General features: G+C 68.7%; 20 protein-coding genes. 5 read left to right on the top strand and 15 right to left on the bottom strand.

From position 1 onward, the window contains the following. The first annotated feature begins 51 nt into the window (after window positions 1-51). Entirely contained in the window at window positions 52-390 is a 339-nt protein-coding gene (locus BTH_RS13505) for a hypothetical protein (RefSeq protein WP_009893417.1), read from the top strand. A gap of 296 nt (window positions 391-686) precedes the next feature. On the opposite strand, the gene BTH_RS13500 is transcribed toward BTH_RS13505, so the two are convergent. Next, entirely contained in the window at window positions 687-1217 is a 531-nt protein-coding gene (locus tag BTH_RS13500) for a chromate transporter (RefSeq protein WP_009893418.1), read from the bottom strand. After that, window positions 1214-1813, bottom strand: coding sequence for a chromate transporter (locus tag BTH_RS13495; protein ID WP_009893420.1), 600 nt, complete (start codon window positions 1811-1813; stop codon window positions 1214-1216). The genes BTH_RS13500 and BTH_RS13495 overlap by 4 nt, the downstream gene beginning before the upstream one ends. A 97-nt stretch (window positions 1814-1910) precedes the next feature. Between BTH_RS13495 and BTH_RS13490 the strand changes: the two genes are divergently transcribed. Continuing rightward, window positions 1911-2792 carry a transcriptional regulator GcvA gene (locus tag BTH_RS13490; RefSeq protein ID WP_009893426.1) on the top strand — a complete coding sequence of 294 codons (882 nt, stop codon included), beginning with the start codon at window positions 1911-1913 and terminating at the stop codon, window positions 2790-2792. 178 nt (window positions 2793-2970) lie between these two features. Here BTH_RS13490 and BTH_RS13485 read toward each other — a convergent pair whose 3' ends face one another. The 13 genes from BTH_RS13485 to flgB form a co-directional block, all read right to left on the bottom strand. Beyond that, on the bottom strand, window positions 2971-4278 hold the full coding sequence (locus tag BTH_RS13485) for a solute carrier family 23 protein (RefSeq protein ID WP_009893429.1): 1308 nt from the start codon (window positions 4276-4278) through the stop codon (window positions 2971-2973). Window positions 4279-4706: 428 nt separating this feature from the next. Then, complete coding sequence (gene flgL, locus BTH_RS13480; protein WP_009893430.1) at window positions 4707-5939, bottom strand: flagellar hook-associated protein FlgL; 1233 nt, start codon at window positions 5937-5939, stop codon at window positions 4707-4709. A gap of 15 nt (window positions 5940-5954) precedes the next feature. Next, window positions 5955-7958 (bottom strand): flagellar hook-associated protein FlgK, encoded by a 2004-nt coding sequence (gene flgK / locus BTH_RS13475; RefSeq protein WP_009893431.1) that lies wholly within the window; start codon window positions 7956-7958, stop codon window positions 5955-5957. Between the two features lie 193 nt (window positions 7959-8151). Continuing rightward, window positions 8152-8910 carry a flagellar brake protein gene (locus BTH_RS13470; protein ID WP_009893432.1) on the bottom strand — a complete coding sequence of 253 codons (759 nt, stop codon included), beginning with the start codon at window positions 8908-8910 and terminating at the stop codon, window positions 8152-8154. A 215-nt stretch (window positions 8911-9125) separates the two neighbouring features. Next, the gene (gene flgJ / locus BTH_RS13465; RefSeq protein ID WP_009893434.1) at window positions 9126-10058 is read right to left on the bottom strand and encodes a flagellar assembly peptidoglycan hydrolase FlgJ; all 933 of its coding nucleotides are present in this window, start codon (window positions 10056-10058) and stop codon (window positions 9126-9128) included. Further along, window positions 10059-11252, bottom strand: coding sequence for a flagellar basal body P-ring protein FlgI (locus BTH_RS13460; RefSeq protein ID WP_043037195.1), 1194 nt, complete (start codon window positions 11250-11252; stop codon window positions 10059-10061). Window positions 11253-11257: 5 nt separating this feature from the next. Then, window positions 11258-11980 (bottom strand): flagellar basal body L-ring protein FlgH, encoded by a 723-nt coding sequence (gene flgH, locus BTH_RS13455; RefSeq protein WP_009893438.1) that lies wholly within the window; start codon window positions 11978-11980, stop codon window positions 11258-11260. 20 nt (window positions 11981-12000) lie between these two features. After that, window positions 12001-12789, bottom strand: a complete 789-nt coding sequence (gene flgG / locus BTH_RS13450) for a flagellar basal-body rod protein FlgG (RefSeq protein ID WP_009893440.1) — start codon at window positions 12787-12789, stop codon at window positions 12001-12003. Between the two features lie 32 nt (window positions 12790-12821). After that, window positions 12822-13583 (bottom strand): flagellar basal-body rod protein FlgF, encoded by a 762-nt coding sequence (gene flgF, locus BTH_RS13445; RefSeq protein WP_009893442.1) that lies wholly within the window; start codon window positions 13581-13583, stop codon window positions 12822-12824. 26 nt (window positions 13584-13609) lie between these two features. Then, complete coding sequence (flgE, locus tag BTH_RS13440) at window positions 13610-14851, bottom strand: flagellar hook protein FlgE (RefSeq protein WP_009893444.1); 1242 nt, start codon at window positions 14849-14851, stop codon at window positions 13610-13612. A 26-nt stretch (window positions 14852-14877) separates the two neighbouring features. Beyond that, the gene (gene flgD, locus BTH_RS13435) at window positions 14878-15714 is read right to left on the bottom strand and encodes a flagellar hook assembly protein FlgD (protein ID WP_009893445.1); all 837 of its coding nucleotides are present in this window, start codon (window positions 15712-15714) and stop codon (window positions 14878-14880) included. Between the two features lie 53 nt (window positions 15715-15767). Further along, on the bottom strand, window positions 15768-16193 hold the full coding sequence (gene flgC / locus BTH_RS13430; protein WP_009893446.1) for a flagellar basal body rod protein FlgC: 426 nt from the start codon (window positions 16191-16193) through the stop codon (window positions 15768-15770). An 83-nt stretch (window positions 16194-16276) separates the two neighbouring features. Continuing rightward, window positions 16277-16768, bottom strand: a complete 492-nt coding sequence (gene flgB, locus BTH_RS13425; RefSeq protein ID WP_009893447.1) for a flagellar basal body rod protein FlgB — start codon at window positions 16766-16768, stop codon at window positions 16277-16279. 258 nt (window positions 16769-17026) lie between these two features. On the opposite strand from flgB, the gene flgA reads away from it, so the two are divergent. From flgA to BTH_RS13410, 3 genes are all read left to right on the top strand, one after another. Further along, window positions 17027-18643 carry a flagellar basal body P-ring formation chaperone FlgA gene (gene flgA / locus BTH_RS13420; protein ID WP_009893449.1) on the top strand — a complete coding sequence of 539 codons (1617 nt, stop codon included), beginning with the start codon at window positions 17027-17029 and terminating at the stop codon, window positions 18641-18643. A gap of 103 nt (window positions 18644-18746) precedes the next feature. Beyond that, window positions 18747-19091 carry a flagellar biosynthesis anti-sigma factor FlgM gene (flgM, locus tag BTH_RS13415; protein WP_009893450.1) on the top strand — a complete coding sequence of 115 codons (345 nt, stop codon included), beginning with the start codon at window positions 18747-18749 and terminating at the stop codon, window positions 19089-19091. Window positions 19092-19116: 25 nt separating this feature from the next. Next, window positions 19117-19611 carry a flagella synthesis protein FlgN gene (locus tag BTH_RS13410; protein ID WP_009893451.1) on the top strand — a complete coding sequence of 165 codons (495 nt, stop codon included), beginning with the start codon at window positions 19117-19119 and terminating at the stop codon, window positions 19609-19611. The last annotated feature ends 68 nt before the right edge of the window (window positions 19612-19679 follow it).

Genomic DNA, 19679 nt, shown 5'->3' with positions numbered 1-19679 from the left:
CGCCGAACGCACCCGGCGATCCGTCTCCCGATTCACTGCATCCACCCTTCCATGACTGCCGCCAAGTTCTTTCTGCGCTATACCCTCGTGCCGTTCGTCGCGATCGTGCTCGTCGTCGTGTGGGCGTTCAATCGCGAATCGGACGAAATCGACGCGCGGCAGTACGCAGCGCTCGTCTCCGCCTATCCGGGCTTCACGCCGGACCTTCGCGGCGAAGTGAATCGCGCGATGCGCGACGGCAAGCTCGCGAAGTCCGATTACGCATCGATCGTTCGCGATTCGCTCAACCACGGCTATGTGCTCGACTGGTCGTCGACGAACGTCGATCTGAATACCGAGCGCGGCAAACTGCTCGGCCTCGTGAAGCGCGACGCGCGCACGCCGGAATGACGATCGCGCGAAGCGCGCGGCTCCCGTGCGCAAAGCCGACGCGTCGGCCTGCAGGATGGCTGCGCGCTCGCGTCGCCGTGCGAGCGGGCTTCGTGCCGCCGCGTATCGCACGCGGAGCGCCGCCGCATCGCGCTGCCGTTTGCCGCGCCCCCGCGGATCGCGAACGCATGCTGCGTATGTCGCCGTGCGTCGTTGCGCGACGCACGGCGACATCGCGTGCCCCGTCGCCGCATCGCCGCATCGCTTGAAATGCGCACACCGAGGCGCGATGCTCGTCGCCCCGCCCCGACACGCGTCTACGCGAAGCATCCGCCGACGAGCCCGGCGAGCGCGCCGCCCGCGAGCAGCCATAGCGGATGCAAGCGTGTGCGGTACGCAAGCGCCGCGACCGCCGCGGTGATCCCCCATTGCAGCGCCGAGCGGTTCGACGCCTCGGAGATCAGCACCGCGCTCGCGACGACGAGGCCCGCCGTGACGGGCATCATCCCCTGCTGCACGTAGCGCCGCCACGGCTTGTCCTTGAAGCGCTCCCACGCGTGCAGCGCGAGCATCGTCACGATCGACGACGGCCCGAACTTCGCGACCGACGACACGAGCAGGCCCGGCCAGCTCGCGACATGCCAGCCGACGAGCGGCACGATCATCATGTTCGGCCCGGGCGCCGCCTGCGCGAGCGCGAAGAGCGCGGTGAACGCCTGCGCGCTCATCCAGTGATGGACGTCGACGACCTGCCGCTGCATCTCGGGCAGGATCGTGTTGCCGCCGCCGAACGCGAGCAGCGACAACTGGCCGAAGATCGCCGCGAGTGCGGCAAGCGTATCGCTCATCGCCGCGCTCCCTGCGCGCCCGCGGCCGCGCCGCGCGGCGCGCGCGACGCGAGCCAGATGCTCGCGGGCGTGATCACGAGCATCGTCGGCAGCAGCGGCACGCGCATCACCGCGATCGCGACGAACGCGAGCGCCGCGACGCAAGCGGCCATGCGCGCGTGCCGCAGCGGCTTCGCGACCTTCACCGCCATCGCGATCAGCAGGCCCGCCGCGGCCGCCGCGAGGCCGCCGAACAGATGATGGACGGCCGGATTCTGCTGCGTCTTCGCGTACAGCACGCCCAGCGCGATGACAACGAGCGTCGGCCCGGCGACGAGGCCGAGCAGGCCCGCGATCGCGCCCGGCACGCCGCGAAACCGCATGCCGACCGCCACCGACAGGTTGATCACGTTGCCGCCCGGCAGAAACTGGCAAAGGCCGAGCAGATCGGTGAACTCGTCGGCGCTCAGCCAGCGGCGCTCCTCGACGAGCGCGCGGCGCGCGAACGGCAGCGCGCCGCCGAACGAGATCAGCCCGAGGCCGAGAAAACCGGCGAACAGATCGGCGACGCTCACGTCGGGCGCATCGCCGCCGTCGGGTTCGGAACGAGATTGCATGGGAGTCCTCGTGATTTTCACGAGCCGAGATTACGCCCGTTCGCCGCGCGCTCCAAACGATTTTATCGGCGCGCCTTTGTGATCTAGAATCACAAGCATGGCACGCGATCTTCCACCGTTTCCGGCGCTGAGAGCCTTCGAGGCAGCAGCAAGACATGAGAGCTTCAGCGCCGCGGGCGAAGAGCTGCATGTGACCCACGGTGCCATCAGCCGGCAGATCGCCGCATTCGAGGCGTGGCTCGGCAAGCCGGTGTTCCACCGGCACGGCAAGCGGGTGAGGCTCACCGAAGAAGGCCGCCGCTATCTCGCCACCGTCGAGGCGGCATTCGACAGCATCGCGCGCGCGACCGGCCAGTTGCGCGAGACGGGCGCGGCGCGCGTGCTGCGGATCAACGCGCTGCCGACGTTCGCGATGAAATGGCTGCTGCCGCGGCTGTCGCGGTTTCAGCGCGAGGTTCCGAACGTCGAGCTGAAGCTGTCGACGTCGAACGCGCCGCTCGGCTCGCTGGACGGCTTCGACGTCGCGATCCGGCGCGGCCCGGGCCGCTGGCCGGGCTGCACGAGCGGCCGCTTTCTCGACGAAAGCGTGATTCCCGTATGCAGCCCGGCGCTCCTGAAGCGCACGCCGATCGCGAGCGCGGACGATCTCGCGCGCCACGTGCTGCTGCATTCGGATACGCGCCCGGACGCGTGGCGCGAGTGGTTCGCGGCGGCGTGCGCGCCGAGGAAGGGCCGCAAGAAGCAGTCGTTCGACCACTTCTATCTGGCGCTGCAGGCGGCCGTGGACGGCCTCGGCGTCGCGCTCGGACCGCTGCCGCTCATCGCCGACGAACTCGCGAGCGGCCGGCTCGTGACGCCGCTGCCGGGCCCGCGCATCGCGACGCGCAGCTACTGGTGGATCGCGCCGCGCGAGACGGCGAGCGACGCGCTCGTCGGCCGCTTCTGCGCGTGGCTTGACGCGCAGGCGCAGGCGAGCTGAGCGCCCGGGTGAATTTCGGCGGACAAGCTCGCGCACGGCCAACCCGCGCGCGACTGTGCGCCTGACGGCGCGATCGTGCCGCCCGGCGCGGCTCGATCGCCGATGAACGCGGAAAACGGCCGCCGCGTCATCTCACCGCCCGCGCATCGAGCGGCACGCATCGTCGGCGCCCGCGCGCTCACACCATCGGCCCCGGCTCCTTCTCCTTGCGCAGCAGCGCATAGAGGATGATCGCGCCGAACGTCGCGGTGCCGATTCCGCCGAGCGCGAAGCCGCCCAGCTTCAGCGAGAAATCACCCGCGCCGAGCACGAGCGTGACCGCTGCGACGATCAGATTCCGGTTGTCGGAGAAATCGACGCGGTTCACGACCCAGATCCGCGCGCCCGTCACCGCGATCAGGCCGAACACGACGATCGACACGCCGCCCAGCACCGGCCCCGGAATCGTCTGGATCACCGCGCCGAACTTCGGCGAAAAGCCGAGCAGGATCGCGATCAGCGCGGCCGCGACGAACACGAGCGTCGAATAGATTCTCGTCACCGCCATCACGCCGATGTTCTCCGCATACGTCGTCACGCCCGTGCCGCCCATGCTGCCCGAGACGATCGTCGCCAGGCCGTCGCCGATGAACGCGCGGCCGACGTAGCGGTCCAGATTGCGGCCCGTCATCGCGCTCACCGCCTTGATGTGGCCGAGATTCTCCGCGACGAGGATCACGGCGACGGGCGCGATCAGCAGCATCGCGTGCGGATCGAACACGGGCCGATGGAACGTCGGCACGCCGAACCATGCGGCATGCGCGACGATCGCGAAATCGATCGGCTTGCCGAGCCCCATGCCGTTCGTGAGCGCCGCGTAGATCGCGTACGCGATCACTACGCCGACGAGAATCAGCAGCCGCTGCAACATCCCGCGCGCGAACACGGCGACGCCGCCGACGCACAGCACGGTCACGAGCGCGAGCGTCGAATCGAAGGTCGACGCGGACACGCTCTTCACCGCGATCGGCGCGAGATTGAGCCCGATCACCGCGACGATCGCGCCCGTGACGACGGGCGGCATCAGCGTCTCGATCCAGCGCGTGCCGACCGCGGACACGACGAGCCCGATCAGCGCATAGACGACGCCGCACGCGACGATCCCGCCGAGCGCGACGGGAATGTTCGGATTCGCGCCGCCGCCGGCGTAGCCCGTCACGGCGATCACGAGGCCGATGAACGCGAAGCTCGAGCCGAGATAGCTCGGCACGCGCCCGCCTACGAGCACGAAGAACAGCAGCGTGCCGATCCCGGACATCAGGATGCAGAGATTCGGATCGAAGCCCATCAGCAGCGGCGCGAGCACGGTCGAGCCGAACATCGCGACGACGTGCTGCACGCCCATCGCGAAGGTCTGCGGCCACGGCAGGCGCTCGTCGGGCGCGACGACGCGGGCCGCGTCGTCGCGCGGCTGCGCGCGCCACCGCGGAAAATAGGAATCGGCCATCGCGGGATTCTCCTGGTTGTCTGGATTGAGGCGCGCGCGACGGCGCGTCAAGGTAAAAATCACGCGCGAGTGTACGAAGCGGGAATCGCGCTGACAAGCGGCGCGCAAAAACACCCGCCGCGCGGGGGGCGCGCGGGGGGCAAACGCAAGGAACGGGTAAGGAAACGCACGCGGGCCGCGCGCGGCGGCGGATGCATGCGGATACGCGGATGCATGCGCAGGTATGCGACGGCAAGCGGCGACAACGCGGCCGCCCCGCCCCAAAACAAAGCGGGCGGCACGCGCCGCCCGCTTCGTCCCAACGTATGACGCCTCGGCGCCGCCCGCGCCCGGCGAAAGCCCCGAGCCGAACACCGCACCGACCGTCGCCCGGACCGCCTCGCCGATAGCGTGACCGCCGCCGAGCGTGCCGCGCGCGCCGGCGCCGCTTACGGGTTCAGATACTGGAACAGCGACAGGTTCTGCATCTGCACGAACGCCTTCTGCGCGGCGCTCAGCGAATTCTGCAGTTGCAGGAACTGGCTGATCGCGGCGGGCAGGTTCGTGGCGGTCAGGTTCGACAGGCTGTTCGTCGTCTGCAGCGAATTCGTCGACGTCACCGACTGCATCGCCTTCACTTCCTGCAGGCGGCCGCCGACCGACGCCTGCACGGTCAGCACGTTCGTCATCGTGTTCATCAGCTTCGTCGACGTCGTGGCCAGCGTGTTCGTCAGCGCGGTCGACGCGCTCGGGCTGTTGCCGACGGGCGTCTTCAGCGCGGCGATCACCGTGTCGAGCGTCGCGAACACGTCGGCGCCCGCCTGCGGCGCGGGCGTCACCGTGAACGTGTCGCCCACGGCCGGCGTGCCCGACACCGCAACCGTCTGGCCGCCGAGATTGATCCCTTGGCCCGACGAGTACGGCTGCGCCGCGGTCGTCGTCGGCGGCGTGACCGTATTGTCGGTCACCGTGTAGGTCGGCGCCGCCGCCGTGCCGCCGAACGTGATCGTGAACTGGTGCGTGTTGGTCGGATCGGACGGATTCGTGATGCTGACCGCGCCGATCGTGCCCGTGCCCGTGTTGCTCGCGCCCGCGGCGGGCACCGGCAGGCTGCCGAGGAACGGCACCGACATGAACACGCTCGCGCCGTTGTCGCCCTGCGAGACCGTGCGCGTGTCGGCGATCTGCACAGTGCGCGCGCCATAGTCGCCCGCATACGTGACGCCGCCGCCCGGCTTGTTCGAGAACGGCTGCGTCGTCGGCTGGAAGCCCGCGAACAGGTAGTTGCCCGCGCCGTCCGCCGTGTTCGCGAGCGTGAGCAGATGGTCGCGCGAGCCCTGAATTTGCGCGGCGAGCGCCGCGCGGTCGCTGTCGGACAACCCGCCGTCGCCCGCGTGCATGATCGACTGATACGCGGCGTTGAGCACGTCGTTGACGCTCGTGAGCGTCGTGTCCTCGGTCTGCAGCGCGGTCTGCACGATCGTCTGGTTCTGCGTGTACTGCGAGAGCGTGGCCGACGTCGCCGAGAGCTGCACCGCCTGCGCGGCCGCGAGCGGATTGTCGGCGGGCGTCGTCAGGCTGATGCCGCTCGACACCTGCTGGTAGAGCTGAGCGATCTGCGCCTGCTGGTCGTTCATCATGTCGACGTTCAGGCTGTAGAGCTGAGAGCTGGAAATGCGCATCGCCGCCTACCTCGTTCAGTTGAACAGGCCGAGCACGGTCTGGAATACCGAGTTCGCCGTCTGGATCACCTTCGCGTTCGCCTGGTACAGCTGCTGGTACTGCATCAGGTTCGCCGCTTCCTCGTTCTGGTTCACGCCCGACACCGACTGCTGCGCCTGCGTGATCTGGCCGACGAGCGCCGTCTGCGCGGCGCTCGACGCCTTCAGCTGGCTCGCCGCGTTGCCGATCGCGTTCACGTAGCCCGCGTAGGCGCCCGTCAGCGTCGTCGTGCCGTTGTTCATCGTCTTCGAGTTGACGAGCTGCGACAGCGCGAGCGCGTTGCGCCCGTCGTTGGTGCCCTTGTTCGCGCCGATCGTGAACTGGTCGCCGTCCGCGGGCGTGCCGGACAGCGAGACGCTCACGCCGTTCATCACGCCCGACGGCGCCGGCTGCGTCGTGCTCGAGATCGTCAGCGACGCACCCTTCGTCGGATCGTAAGACACGGGCGTCGTCGCGCTCGTGATGTTGATCGACGTCGGCGGCGTGCCCGCGATCGTCACCGTCGTGCCGACGGGAAAGCCCGACAGCGTCTTCGACGACGCGTTGTACGTGAGCGTCGTCGTGCCGGCCGGCAACTGGTAGCCCGCGCTCACCGCGCCCTGCGAGATCACGCCCGTGCCGCTGTTCGTCGAAACGCCCGCGGCGAGCACGGGCGACGCGGCCGCGATCGCCGAGCCGTTCGCGGTGGCGAGCGAGAAGCCTTCGAGCGCGCCGCGCGTGGGCAGCACGGTGAACGAATCGCCCGCGTTGGGCGTGGCCGACAGCGACAGATTCAAGCCGCCGATCGTCATCGTCGGCGGATTGGTCGCCGGCGTCGCCGTGCCGACGACACTGCCCGTCGCGCGGTCCGTCAGCGTGTATTTCGAGCCGTCGTACGACAGCGCGTAGTCGCTCGAAGGCGGCTGCGCGCCGTTCGCGATCGATGCGCTCAGCGTCGAGCTGCTCGTATTGCCCTGATTCGCATAGACGATCGGGCTGCCGGCCGTGAACAGGTTGCCGCCCGGATTGCCGGACATGTCGACGCCGAGCGCGTTCTGCGCGTTGACCTGCGACGCGAAGCTGACCGCGAGCGCGCCGAGCTGCGCCTGCGCGGGATCGAGCGTCTGGCTGCGGAACGCGAGCAGGCCGCCGAGCGTGCCGCCCGTCAGCGACGCGTCGGGCAGATACTGCGGGCTGCCCTGCGGATTCGCGCCGGCCACGCCGTTCGACACGATCGTGAGCTCGCTCGGATCGGACTTCGATGCGACGGCGGCGAGCTGATAGCTCGCGTTGCCGACGACGAGCGGCTGGCCGCCCGCGAGAAACACGCTGTAGCTGCCGTTGGTCGGCACGACCTGCACGCCCGCGAACTGCGACAGCTTCGACACCGCGAGATCGCGCTGATCGAGAAGCTGGTTCGGCGGCTGCCCCTGCGAGCTCGCCGACGCGATCTGCTCGTTGAGCTGCGCGATCTGCGAGGTGTAGCTGTTGATCTGCGTGACGGTATCGGTGAGCTGCGAATTCACGCTCTGGCGCAGTTGCGAGTATTGCTGGCCCGCGGCGACGAGCTGGCTCGCGAGCGTCTGCGCGTTGCTCATCGCGGTCTGCCGCGCGGACGGGTCAGCCGCGTTGTTCGCGACCGTCTGCAGGCCGGTGAAGTAGTTCGTGATCGCGGTCGCGATGCCGGCCGTCGGGCTGCCGACGTAGTTGTTCAGTTGCGCGACGAGCGTGTAGTAGGTCGACAGCGAACTGCCCTGCGTCTGCGCGGCGTTCAGCTGATTCGACAGATACTGGTTGTACTGGCGCTCGACGGTGACGGTCGACACGCCTTGCGGCAGATAGCCGCTGCTCGTGTACTGGCCGCTCGCCTCCGCGTAGACGGGGCGCTCGACGGAATAGCCGGGCGTCGCCGCGTTGCTGATGTTCTGGCCGGTCGTGGTGAGCCCCCAGAGTGCGGCGTTCAGGCCGCTGACCCCGAGGTTCATGAGGGTATTGGACATGCGCGATCCTATGAGCCGGCCGCGCCGCGGCCGCCGGGTTGCGTGGACTCCCGGTATAACGGCCGCGCGTCGAGAAAATTGAGGGATCGCACGCGCAAAAATGCGTGCCGCGGCGTGCGGCCTGCGCGCGAGCGCCGCCGCATGCGTTTCTGCCGCCCCGAGCGGGTTCGCCGGCCGCGCGCCGCGCGTTTCGTCAGGCGCGCGCGAGTTGCCGGCGCTTCATCTCGAGCTGCGTGATGATGCGCTGCAACGTATTCTCGGCATTGCCCGGCAGCGACAGGAAGCGAAAGCCCAACTGGTAGCGGCGCGCACCGCTCGGCGTCTCGGTTGCGCGGTGCGACACGAGCTGCAGGTCGAGCGACAGCATCCCGTGGCCGTTCAGGTTCAGCTCCACGTCGGGCAGCGTCATCCCCGGCTCGAACGACGCCACGCGATCGTCGCCCGTGCGCAGCCCCAGGCCGCCGAGCGACAGGTTGTGCACCTCGAACAGGAAGCTCTCGCCGTCGGGCAGCTTGCCTCGGCACACGTACGGATCGAGGATCGGCGCGTCGACCCGGAAATATTCGCGGCGCTGCACGCAGTACAGCACATCGGGAAAGTCGGCCTCGAACGCCGGCAGGTTCTCGTAACGGGTTTCGCGCGGGGTCGCGGTCGAGAATTCGACGCGCACGCCGTCCGGCGACGCATGGAACACGCAGCGCTGCGCGGCGAGGATGCCCGCGTTCTGGTCGGCAAGCGCGCCCCAGTCGAATACGAAGGTCCGCGCGCCGACGTCGACGTCGAGGATGCGGGTGACGAGTTGGCCGCCCTGATACTGGACGGTCAGGAAATCGCCGCGATTGACGAGGTTGCGCAACTGCACGCCGATCTCGAGCGGATTGCGGCGGCCGTAATCGTGGCCGGAATGCGCGGCGGCGTTCGCGGGCGGACTCGTCGACTGTTCGGTATTCATGGCTTGCCGGTATTTTATCTCTATGCGCCTGGCGGATTTCGGGGGCGCGTTATGACCGGGCGTGATCCGCCCGATCGCTGGTCTCTCACGTTTAGCGGCAACGGCTGCGCAAAGTTTAGATCGAAACCGGAGTTTATTTTTTCAGCAAACGTTAAAACCGCGCGAGGCGAAGCCCGGCGCGGTCCGAAATGTACCGAACGGTTGCTCGGCTTACATCAGCCGATCTGCTGCATGATCGAAATCAGCTTCTTCGCGTAGTGCGGATCGGTCGCGTAGCCGGCCTTCTGCATCCCGTTGGCGAAGCCCTCCGCGCTGTGGCCCGCGTTCAGCACGCTCGCGTAGCGCGGGTTGTTCCTCAGGAGGCTCGCGTAATCGGTCATCGCGTGCTCGTACGAATCGTACGCGCGGAACCGCGCGACGACGCGGTGCGGCTTGCCGTTCACGTACTCGGTCGTGACGGCCGACACCGTGCGGCCGGTCCAGCCCTTCGTCGCCTTGATGCCGAATACGTTGTAGCTCGATTCGCCGTTCGCGCCGCGAATCTCGCGCTTGCCCCAGCCGGATTCGAGCGCCGCCTGGCCGACGATGAAGCGCGCCGGAATGCCGGTGGCCGCGCTCGCCGCCTGCGCGGCGCCCGCCATCTTCTCGACGAACGCCTCCGCCTGCGGGGAGCCGTTGCCCTTGAGCGGCGGCGTGAGCGCGCTCGCCGCCGAATAGCCGTGCGTGCCCGCGAGCGCGCCGTTGCCGGACGACGCATTCGAATTCGCGTACGCCTTCGCGAGCGCGTTCATCGCCGCGAGCCCGCCTTCGCTCTGCGCGTCGGGCGCCACGTTCGCGTTGCGCAGCAACTGCTTCGTCAGCGCGTCGGCAACGCCGATGCCCTTCGACGACATCTGCTGCGCGAGCTGCTGATCGAGCATCGACGTGTACATCTTCGACGAGTTCGAATCGAGCAGGCCGTCCGACGGCGTCGCATCGCGCATGCTCTTCAACATCATCTGCGTGAACATCGCGTCGAACTGGCCCGCGACCATCTTCACGCCCTCGCGCGGCGGCACCGCCGCGGCTTTCGAGCGCAGCGCGTCGAACCCTTGAACGTCGAGCGCGAAGCGCTGCGACAGATCGTTCGCTTTCGAGAAAGTCGTCACTTAGATGATCTCCAGATCCGCGCGCAGCGCGCCCGCCGCCTTCATTGCCTGCAGGATCGACATCAGATCCGCGGGCGTCGCGCCGAGCGAGTTGAGCGCCTTCACCACTTCGGCGAGGTTCGCGCCCGCCGTCACCATCCGCAGCGAGCCGTTGTCCTGCTTGAGCTGGATCTGCGACTGCTGCGCGACGACCGTCTGCCCGTTCGAGAAGGGCCCCGGCTGCGACACGACGGGCTGCGTATTGACGACGACCGACAGATTGCCGTGCGCGATCGCGCAGTTCTGCAGCGTCACCATCTGGTTCATCACGATCGAGCCCGTGCGCGCGTTCAGGATCACCTTCGCCGCCGCCTTCTCCGGGCTCACCTCGAGGTTCTGCAGCCGCGCCATGAACGCGACCTGCTGCGCCGAATCGGCGGGCGCGGTGAGCTGGATCGTGCGGCCGTCGAGCGCCATCGCCGTGCCCGCGCCGAAGCTCGCGTTCACCGCAGAGACGATCCGCTGCGCGGTGCCGTAATCCATGTCGTTCAGTTGCAACTGCAGCACGCCGTTCATCTGCGCGACCGCGTTCGGCACCGAGCGCTCGACGATCGCGCCGCCGGCGATGCGGCCGGCCGCGAGCTGGTTCACCTGCACGCGGCTGCCGTTCGCGCTCGCCCCCGCGCCGCCCACCGCCATGTTGCCCTGCGCGAGCGCGTACACCTGGCCGTCCGCGCCCTTGAGCGGCGTGAGCAGCAGCGTGCCGCCGCGCAGGCTCTTCGCGTTGCCGAGCGACGACACCGTCACGTCGATCGCCTCGCCCGGGCGCGCGAACGGCGGCAGCGTCGCCGTCACCATCACCGCGGCGACGTTCTTCAGCTGCATGTTCGTCATCGCCGACGAACCGGCGCCGTTCGCCGAGCCGTTGTTGATCGAGATGCCGAGGTTCGCGAGCATGTTCGCGAGCGTCTGCGTCGTGAACGGCGTCTGCATCGTCTGGTCGCCCGTGCCGTCGAGCCCGACGACGAGGCCGTAGCCGATCAGCGGGTTGTCGCGCACGCCCTGGATCTGCGCGAGATCCTTCAGGCGCTCCGCACGCGCGGCGGCGGGCGCGAAAGCGAGCGCGAGCATGCACGCGGCGAGCGCACAGCACGCCGCCGCGCGGCGATTCGACGGGACGAGGGAGCGCATGGCGCGCGCGAGCAAGGTACGCATCGTCTTCACCACGGCGCGATGTTGAGGAAAAAGCGCTGCAGCCAGCCCATCGTCTCGGCCTCGTTGATGTAGCCCTTTGCCGAGTATTCGATCCTCGCGTCCGCGACCTGCGTCGAGTAGACCGAGTTCTGGCCCGAGATCGTGTTCGGATTGACGACCCCCGAGAAGCGCACGAATTCGTTGCCCTGGTTGATCAGCATCTGCTTCTGGCCGCTGACGACGAGGTTGCCGTTCGGCAGCACGTTCGTCACCGTCACGGTGATCGTGCCGTTGAACGTGTTCGCCGCGCTCGCGCCGCCCGTCGCGGCGAACTTGTTCGCGCCCTGCGCGGACAGGTTCGCCTTGTTGAAGAGGCCGCCCAGGAAGCCCGCGGTCGGCACGTCGAAGCTCGTGTTGCCCTGCCGGTTCGTGTTCGCGCCCGACGACTTCGTCGCGTTGATGTTCTCCGCGATCACGATCGTCAGGATGTCTCCGACGTTGCGCGGCCGCTGATCCTCGAAGAGCGGCCGGCCCGCGTAGCCCGGGTTGTAGATCGAGCCGGGCGCCTGCATCGCGGGCGGCATCGGAGGCATCGCCGACATCGGCTGCTGCGTGATCGGCTCGCGCGGAATCTGCGCGCAGCCCGCGAGCGCGAGCGCAGCGGCCGCGAGCGCGGCGGCGGACCCGCGGCGCGCGGCCGCGATGCGCGCGCGGCGCGCCGGTTGCGGGAGGAAACGAACCTGCTTCATGGCTTCGGACCTGGGGCCGGTTAGCGCGACATCTGCGTGACGGTCTGCAGCATCTGGTCGGACGTCGTCACGGCCTTGCTGTTGATTTCGTACGCGCGCTGCGTCTGGATCATGTTGACGAGCTCCTGCACGACGTTCACGTTCGATGCCTCGACGTAGCCCTGCTTGAGCGTGCCCGCCCCGTTCAGGCCCGGCTGCGACACGTTCGGCGCGCCCGACGAGGTCGTCTCCGCGAACAGGTTCTCGCCCCTCGCGTCGAGGCCGGCCGGATTGATGAACGTCGCGATCTGCAGCGCGCCGATCTGCACCGCGTTGTTCGAGCCCGGCTGCGTGACCGACACGACGCCGTCGCTGCCGATCGTGAGCGACGTCGCGTTCTGCGGAATCGTGATCGCCGGAATCACCTGATAGCCGCTCGACGTGACGAGCTGGCCCTGCGCGTTGGTCTGGAACGAGCCGTCGCGCGTGTACGCGTTCGTGCCGTCCGGCATCAGCACCTGGAAGAAGCCCTGGCCGTTGATCGCGACGTCCTTCGAGTTGCCGGTCTGCGTGAGGCTGCCCTGCGTATATAGGCGCTCGGTCGCCACCTGCTGGACGCCCGTGCCGAGCTGCAGGCCGGACGGCAGCTCGGTCTGCTGCGTCGAGTTCGCGCCGGGCTGGCGCACGGTCTGGTACAGCAGATCCTCGAACACCGCGCGCGAGCCCTTGAAGCCGTTGGTGCTCACGTTCGCGAGGTTGTTCGAGATCACGTCCATCTGCGCCTGCTGCGCATTCATGCCGGTTGCGGCGATGTAGAGGGAACGGTTCACGTGTTGACTCCTTGTCTGGCGCTTGGCTGCGCCTAGCTGAAGTTGAGCAGTTGGTTCGCCGCCTGCTCGTTCTGGTCGGCGGACTGGATCAGCTTCGTCTGCAATTCGAACGCGCGCGCGTTGTCGATCATCGACACCATCGCCGCCACCGGATTGACGTTGCTGCCTTCAAGCGAATTCGGCACGACCTTCACGGCCGGATCGGCGTCGGCAGGATTGCCGTCCGCGGTGCGGAACAGGCCGTCGTCGCCGCGCTTCATCGTCGCGGGATCGGGGTTCACGAGCTTCAGTTGATCGATCATCGCGACGGCGGTCGGCGGATCGCCCGGCATCAGCGCCGAGACGGTGCCGTCCGCGCCGATCGTGAGCTGCGCGTTCGGCGGCACGGCGAGCGGGCCGCCGTTGCCGACGACGGGCAGGTTGTTCGCGGTCACGAGCTGCCCGTTCTGGTCGACGTGCAGGTTGCCCGCGCGCGTGTACGCCTCGGAGCCGTCCGGCAGCATCACCGACAGCCAGCCCGGCCCCTGAATCGCGACGTCGAGCGGGTTGCCCGTGCGCTCGATCGGCCCCGGCGCGAAATCCGCGCCGGGCGTCGACGACAGCGTATAGGTGCGCGTCGTCGCCGGATCGACGTTGCCGCTGCCGTCCTCGAAGTTCATCGGCACCGCGCGGAACGTCGCGAGCTGCGCGCGGAACCCCGTCGTCGACGCGTTCGCGAGATTGTTCGCGACGACGGACTGCTGCTCGAGCGACTGCGTCGCGCCCGTCATCGCCGTATAGATCAGTCGGTCCATGGCTGGCTGTTGTCCGCGAAGGCCGCTTACAGGTTGATGAGCGTCTGGTCGACGGTCTGCTGCGTCTTGATCGTCTGCGCGTTCGCCTGGTAGTTGCGCTGCGCGGTGATCAGCTTCACGAGCTGGCTCGTCAGGTCGACGTTCGAGTTTTCGAGCGCGCTGCCCTGCAGCGTGCCGTGGTTCGTGCTGCCGGGCGCGGAGATTTGCGGCACGCCCGATGCGGCCGTCTCGACGTACTGGTTGTTGCCGACGTTCACGAGGCCGTTCGGGTTGTTGAAGTTCGCGAGCACGATCTGGCCGAGCGTCGCCGTCTGGCCGTTCGAGTAGTTGCCGGTCACCTTGCCGTCGTTGCCGATCGAGAAGGTCGTGAGCGTGCCGCTCGCGAAGCCGTCCTGCGCGAGGTTGGTCACGCCGTCCTTGCCGCCGTACTGCGTCGTGCCCGTCAGGTCGAGCTTGAGCGCCTGCGGCGTCGCGGAGCCGTCCGTGTTCGGAATCGAGAACTGGAACTGGCCGAGCGTCGTGGTCGGCGTGGTCGAACCCGGCAGCGTCGTGCTCTTGATCGCGCCCGACGTGTCGAACGTGACCGTGCCGAGATCGGTCGGCGTCTGGTTCTTGACGCCCGCGTACGCTTCCCACGTGCCCGCCGCCGACTTCACGAAATACATGTTGACCTGCTGCGAGCCGCCGAGCGAGTCGTACACCTGAACCGCCGTCTGGAAGTTGTACGTCGTGGAATCCGTATAGTTGAACGGCGTGTTGGTCGGCACCGTGTCCTGCGAGTTGAGGTTGAACTGGCCCGTGATCTTGGTCGTCGCGGTGGGCGCGATATTGTTCGTCGGCGCCTGCAGCGGCACGGTCTGCGCGGGGTTGATCACGCCGTTCTTGTCCGCCTGGTAGCCCATCAGGTTCAGGCCCTGCGAATTGACGATGTAGCCGTTCTTGTCGCGCTGGAACGTGCCGTCGCGCGAGTACGTGAGCACGCCGTTGTTCGACATCTGGAAGAAGCCGTTGCCGTTGATCGCGACGTTCAGCGACGACGTGCTCGACGTGATCGTGCCCTGGCTGAACTGCTGCTGCACCGACGCGAGCATCGTGCCGATGCCGATCGGATTGTTGACGGCCGACGCGACCGAATTCGCGTACATGTCGGAAAACTGCGCGGTGCTCCCCTTGAAGCCCACCGTGTTCGCGTTCGCGATGTTGTTGCCGATCACGTCGAGATCGCTCGACGCGCCCGCCAAACCGCTCAAACCTTGTTGATAGCCCATCTCGGTCTCCGTAGCGAAGTGCTGGATTAGTTGGTGGAAGACGAGGCGCTGCCCGTCGACGCGCTCTTCGTGGTGTTCGGGAAGATCGACGCGACCTGGCTGAAGCCGACCGTCGCGCCGTTCGACAGCACGAGCCCCGGCGTGCCGTCCGCCTGCTTGATGACGCTCAGCACCTGCGCGGACGACAGCGTCGTCGGCGCGTACTGCTTGCCGGACGTGTCCGTGTAGCTCGCGCTGATCGAGTAAGTGCCGTCGGGCAGCGTGTTGCCTGCGGCGTCGGTCGGCGTCCAGTTGAACGGCACGGTGCCCGCCGCTTGCGCGCCCGCGTTGATCGTGTTGACGACGGCGCCCGACGCGTTCTTCACGGTGATCGTCAGGTTCGACACGGCGCTCGTGAGCTGCACGCCGAACGGCGACGCCGCGCCGCCCTTGACGGGCACGGTGTTGCCCGGCGCGAGCACGTTCGAGCCGATCAGCATCGCCGCCTGCGTCTGCTGGCCCGCGGTGAGTTGCGACGACAGCGACGTGAGCGCGGTGTTCAACTGCGCGATGCCGCTCACGGTGTTGATCTGCGCGAGCTGCGAGGTCATCTGCGAGCTGTCGACGGGGCTCGTCGGGTCCTGGTTCTGCAACTGCGTGACGAGCAGCTTCAGGAACGTCGTCTGCAGGTCGGCCGCGGACGTCGTCGACAGCGAGCTCGCGACGTTGATGCCCGAACTCGCGCCGCTCGCGCCCGCCGTGCCGCCCGGCGTGTTCGACGTGCCCGACGGGCTCGACGACTGCCCGTTCGAGCTCATCGTGTCGTACGGCAGGCTGTTGACGGTCGTGCCGCTGCCGCCGATGGTGGTGAAGGAGGATGTCATCCGGGTTCGCCTTCCTCTGCTATGCGTATATCGATCGATGAAAAAGGAGCGCGTCAGCTGCCGATCGTCAGCGTCTTCAGCATCAGCTGCTTCGCGGTGTTGAGCGTCTCGACGTTCGCCTGGTACGAGCGCGACGCCGAAATCATGTTGACCATCTCCTGAACCGGATCGACGTTCGGCATCGTCACGTAGCCGTTCTGGTCGGCGGCCGGATTCGACGGGTCGTAGGTCGTCTTCATCGGCGACGGATCGTCGATCACCTTGGTCACCTGCACGCCGCCGACACCCTGGCCGGACGCGGTGCGCGCGCCGCCCATCGGCGCGGTCGCGAATACCACCTGCTTCGCCTTGTAGGGCTTGCCGTCGGGCCCCGTCACGCTGTCGGCGTTCGCGAGGTTCGACGCCGTCACGTTCAGGCGCTGCGACTGGGCCGACATCGCGGAACCCGCGACGTCGAAAATGTTCATCAACGAAGGCATGCGTACTCCTTATCGCGTAGCGCGCTCATTCAACCGTTTCCCGTGACGCGCGCGGCACGCGGGAAAAGCGCCGAGGCGGCGCGTCACGAACCCGAATTCGACGTGATCGCGGCGATCATCGTCTTGATCTGCTGCGTGAGCACCGTCATCCCGGCCTGGAAGTGCACCGCGTTGTCGGCGAACTGCACGCGCTCGGTGTCGAGATCGACGGTGTTGCCGTCGAGCGCGGGCTGCTGCGGGATTCGGTACTGCGCGCGGCCGTAGTCGTCGCTCGGGCCGCCCGTCGGAGTCAGCTTCACGTTGCCCGCCAGATGCGCGCCCGAGGTCGTCGCCATCGACATCCCGCTCGTCACGCCCGCCGGCTGCGCGAGCGGCAGCGCCGCCGCGTTGCCGGCGCTCGCCGCGCCGTCCTGCTTGAGCGCGCGGGCGAGCGTCGACGAGAAGTCGACGTCGCGCGCGCGGTAACCGGGGGTATCGGCGTTCGCGATGTTCGACGACAGCAGTTCTTGCCGATACGCGCGCACGTCGAGCGCCTGGCGGCCGAACGCGAATTCGGCATCGAGTTTGTCCAGCATCTGCGAGTCTCCGTCTGAAGCTGCGCCGCTCTTTCGCCGCCCGCGGCCGACCGCGACGCGGACAACCGGCGATGGACGGCCAAAGAGGCTTTTTTCCATGGGACGCATGGTAGGCGGACAACGCAACCGGCAATCGGGCGAATAACCGGCAAAGGGCCCCTCTATTCGCGGTTTGCCGGCAGCCGCCCCTCCCTAGAATGCAACCCGTACCAAACGGTTTCCACAAACGGTTTCCCAACGGGTTTCGAGGAGGGCGCGATGACGACTGACGCAAGCCGCGCCACGCGCATGCGCTTTGCCGTGGCGCTCGCGCTGGCGAGCGGGATGTGCGCGGCGCTCGCGCAGCAGGCGGACGACACCGGGATGATCGTGATCCCGGGCCGCGGCGAATCGGCTCAAACCGCGCTCGCGAATGCGAACGCGGCGAGCGCGCGCGGCGCGAATGCCGCGGGCGCTGCGGGCCCGAACGGGGCCGGCCATGCGGCAAGCCCGAGCGGATGGAACGCGGCGGCGGCCGCGCAGGCGGCGGCCGAGTGGGCCGGCCGAGCCGGCGCGACGCCGGGCGCGGAATCGGGCGAGCCCGGCGGTGTCCACGCGATGAACGAGCCGGGCAACGGCCTGATCGTGATCGAACCCCGCCCGGCCGAATCGAACAGCCGAATGGCGGCGGCGGCGCCGAACGGTTGGAGCCGGCCGGCGACCTCGGCCATGCCGCGAACCGGACCGAACGGCAACGCGAATCCCGCGGCGTCGACGGCCGGATCGTATTTTCCCGCAAGCCCCGCGTCGGCGAGGGCCGGATGGAACGCGCCAGCCGGCGCAACCGCGTCCGTCGCGGCGAACCCAAACAACCCGATGACGCCCGTCGCGACGGGCGTCAATCCCGAATTCCGCGCGGGCGCGGCATCGCACGCGCCTGCCCGGGCTCCGGCATGGGTCCCGGCCCGGGTTCCGGCCGACGCGCGGCGGGTCGCGATGGTCGTCGCGCAGGACGCGCCCCCACCCGCCGGCCAGCCCGCGAACACGCGGGCGGCGGCGCAATCATGGCAGGCCGCGCGCATGCAGGGCGCGACCACCGCGCAAGGCGGCGTGATCCCCGTGTCGTTCCGCTCGCAACCCGCGCCGCGCATGCTGCCGCCGCGCCCCGAGCCGATTCGAGCGGCGGCTGCAACGGCAAGCGCGAGCGGCGCGCCACCGGCGGCCGCCACGGCCGCCGCAACCGGCGCCGCCGCGGCGCCCCCGCCGCCCGCCGGCCAGCAGGACGGCGAATCGATCCGCCGCGCGGCGCTCGCGTTCCTGCAGCAGCAGGCGGCCGGCCTGCCCGGCAAGACCACCATCACCGTCGCGCCCGCGTTCCCGCGCGGGCTCGCCGCGTGCACGACACTCGAGCCGTTCCTGCCGTCGGGCGCGCGCCTGTGGGGCCGCACGACGGTCGGCGTGCGCTGCGCGGGCGCCCGTCCGTGGACGATCTACCTTCAGGCGAAGCTCGCCGTGCAGGCGACCTATTACGTCGCCGCGCGCCAGATCGCGCCCGGCGAGACGCTCACGGCCGCCGACCTCGTCGCGCGCGACGGCGATCTGACGATGCTGCCGCTCGCGGTGATCACCGATGCGCAGCAGGCGGTCGGCGCAACCGCGCTCACGCGGGTCGCGGCGGGGCTGCCGCTGCGCCAGGATTTGCTGAAGAGCGCGGCGTCGGTGTCGATCGGGCAGACGGTGCGGGTCGTCGCGTCGGGGCACGGATTCACGATCTCGACGGAGGGCAGCGTGCTCAACAACGCGGCGCCCGGCCAGCAGGTGCGGGTGCGGATGGCGGCGGGCCAGATCGTCACGGCGATCGTCAAGGACGCCGCGACGGTGGAAATCCCCCTCTAAGATTGCAAACTTTCGTTGATTCAGGGATTTACTGAAGGACGGGTGCTAAAGTTCGGGCCGGCCTTGCCGTTATCGTGGTCAAACCCGTACAGGAAACACCATCGTGAAAGTCGATTCCACCACTACTTCGAACGCCCGCACGCTGACGAACGCCAGTGCGGGCGCGGCTCGCACGCAAGCCGGCCAGCCGGCCGCGGCTCAGGCGCCTGCCGGCGCCGCGGGCGCGCCGACCGGCGGGGACGCGAACGTGAGCCTGTCCGGCCTGTCGTCGACGCTGCGCAGCCTCGCCGCCTCGGGCAGCGCCGACATCGATACCGCCCAGGTCGACGCGATCCGGGACGCGATCAAGAACGGCACGCTGTCGATCGACACGGGCAAGATCGCCGACGGGATCCTGCAGACCGCGCGCGATCTGCTGAAGCCGCCGCCGCAGGCGGGCAACAGCTGAGCCGGCTTCGCGGCCGGACGACGAAATGCACAACACGGCGCGCGGACGGTCCGCGCGCCGCCATGCCGGGCGAAACGAGATGAGAGACGAACTGCTGGCCACGGTCAACGACGAGCACGCGACGGTTGAAGCGTTCGCGTCCCTACTCGCGTACGAGGAGAAGGCGCTGACGACGGCGTCGCCGCTCGACGCGCTGCCGGGCATCGTCGACCGGAAAACCGCGCTGCTCGAGAAGCTCGCGCAACTCGAACGCCGGCGCGACACGCTGCTCGCGTCGCTCGGCCTGCCGGCCGGCAAGAAAGGGATGGATCTCGCGGCGGAACACGACGCGCGCCTCGCGAACGGCTGGCAACTGCTGCAACAATCGGCCGATCGCGCGCGCCACGCGAACGCGATCAACGGGATGCTGATCCGCATCCGGATGGACTACAACGAACGCACGCTGTCCGTGCTGCGCGCCGCGCCGCAGCGCAACGGCTTCTATGGGCCGGACGGGCGCGTCGCCGCGACCGCACGCTGAAATCGAAGCGGCGTGCGCGCGACGCGCGCATTGCCGCCGGCCCAAGCGCGCACCGAACGCGCCGGCGC

This window comes from Burkholderia thailandensis E264 (assembly GCF_000012365.1).
GTDB lineage: Bacteria > Pseudomonadota > Gammaproteobacteria > Burkholderiales > Burkholderiaceae > Burkholderia > Burkholderia thailandensis.
The sequence above is the reverse complement of the archived record's forward strand: the minus strand, read 5'-3'. Positions and strand labels throughout refer to the sequence as shown.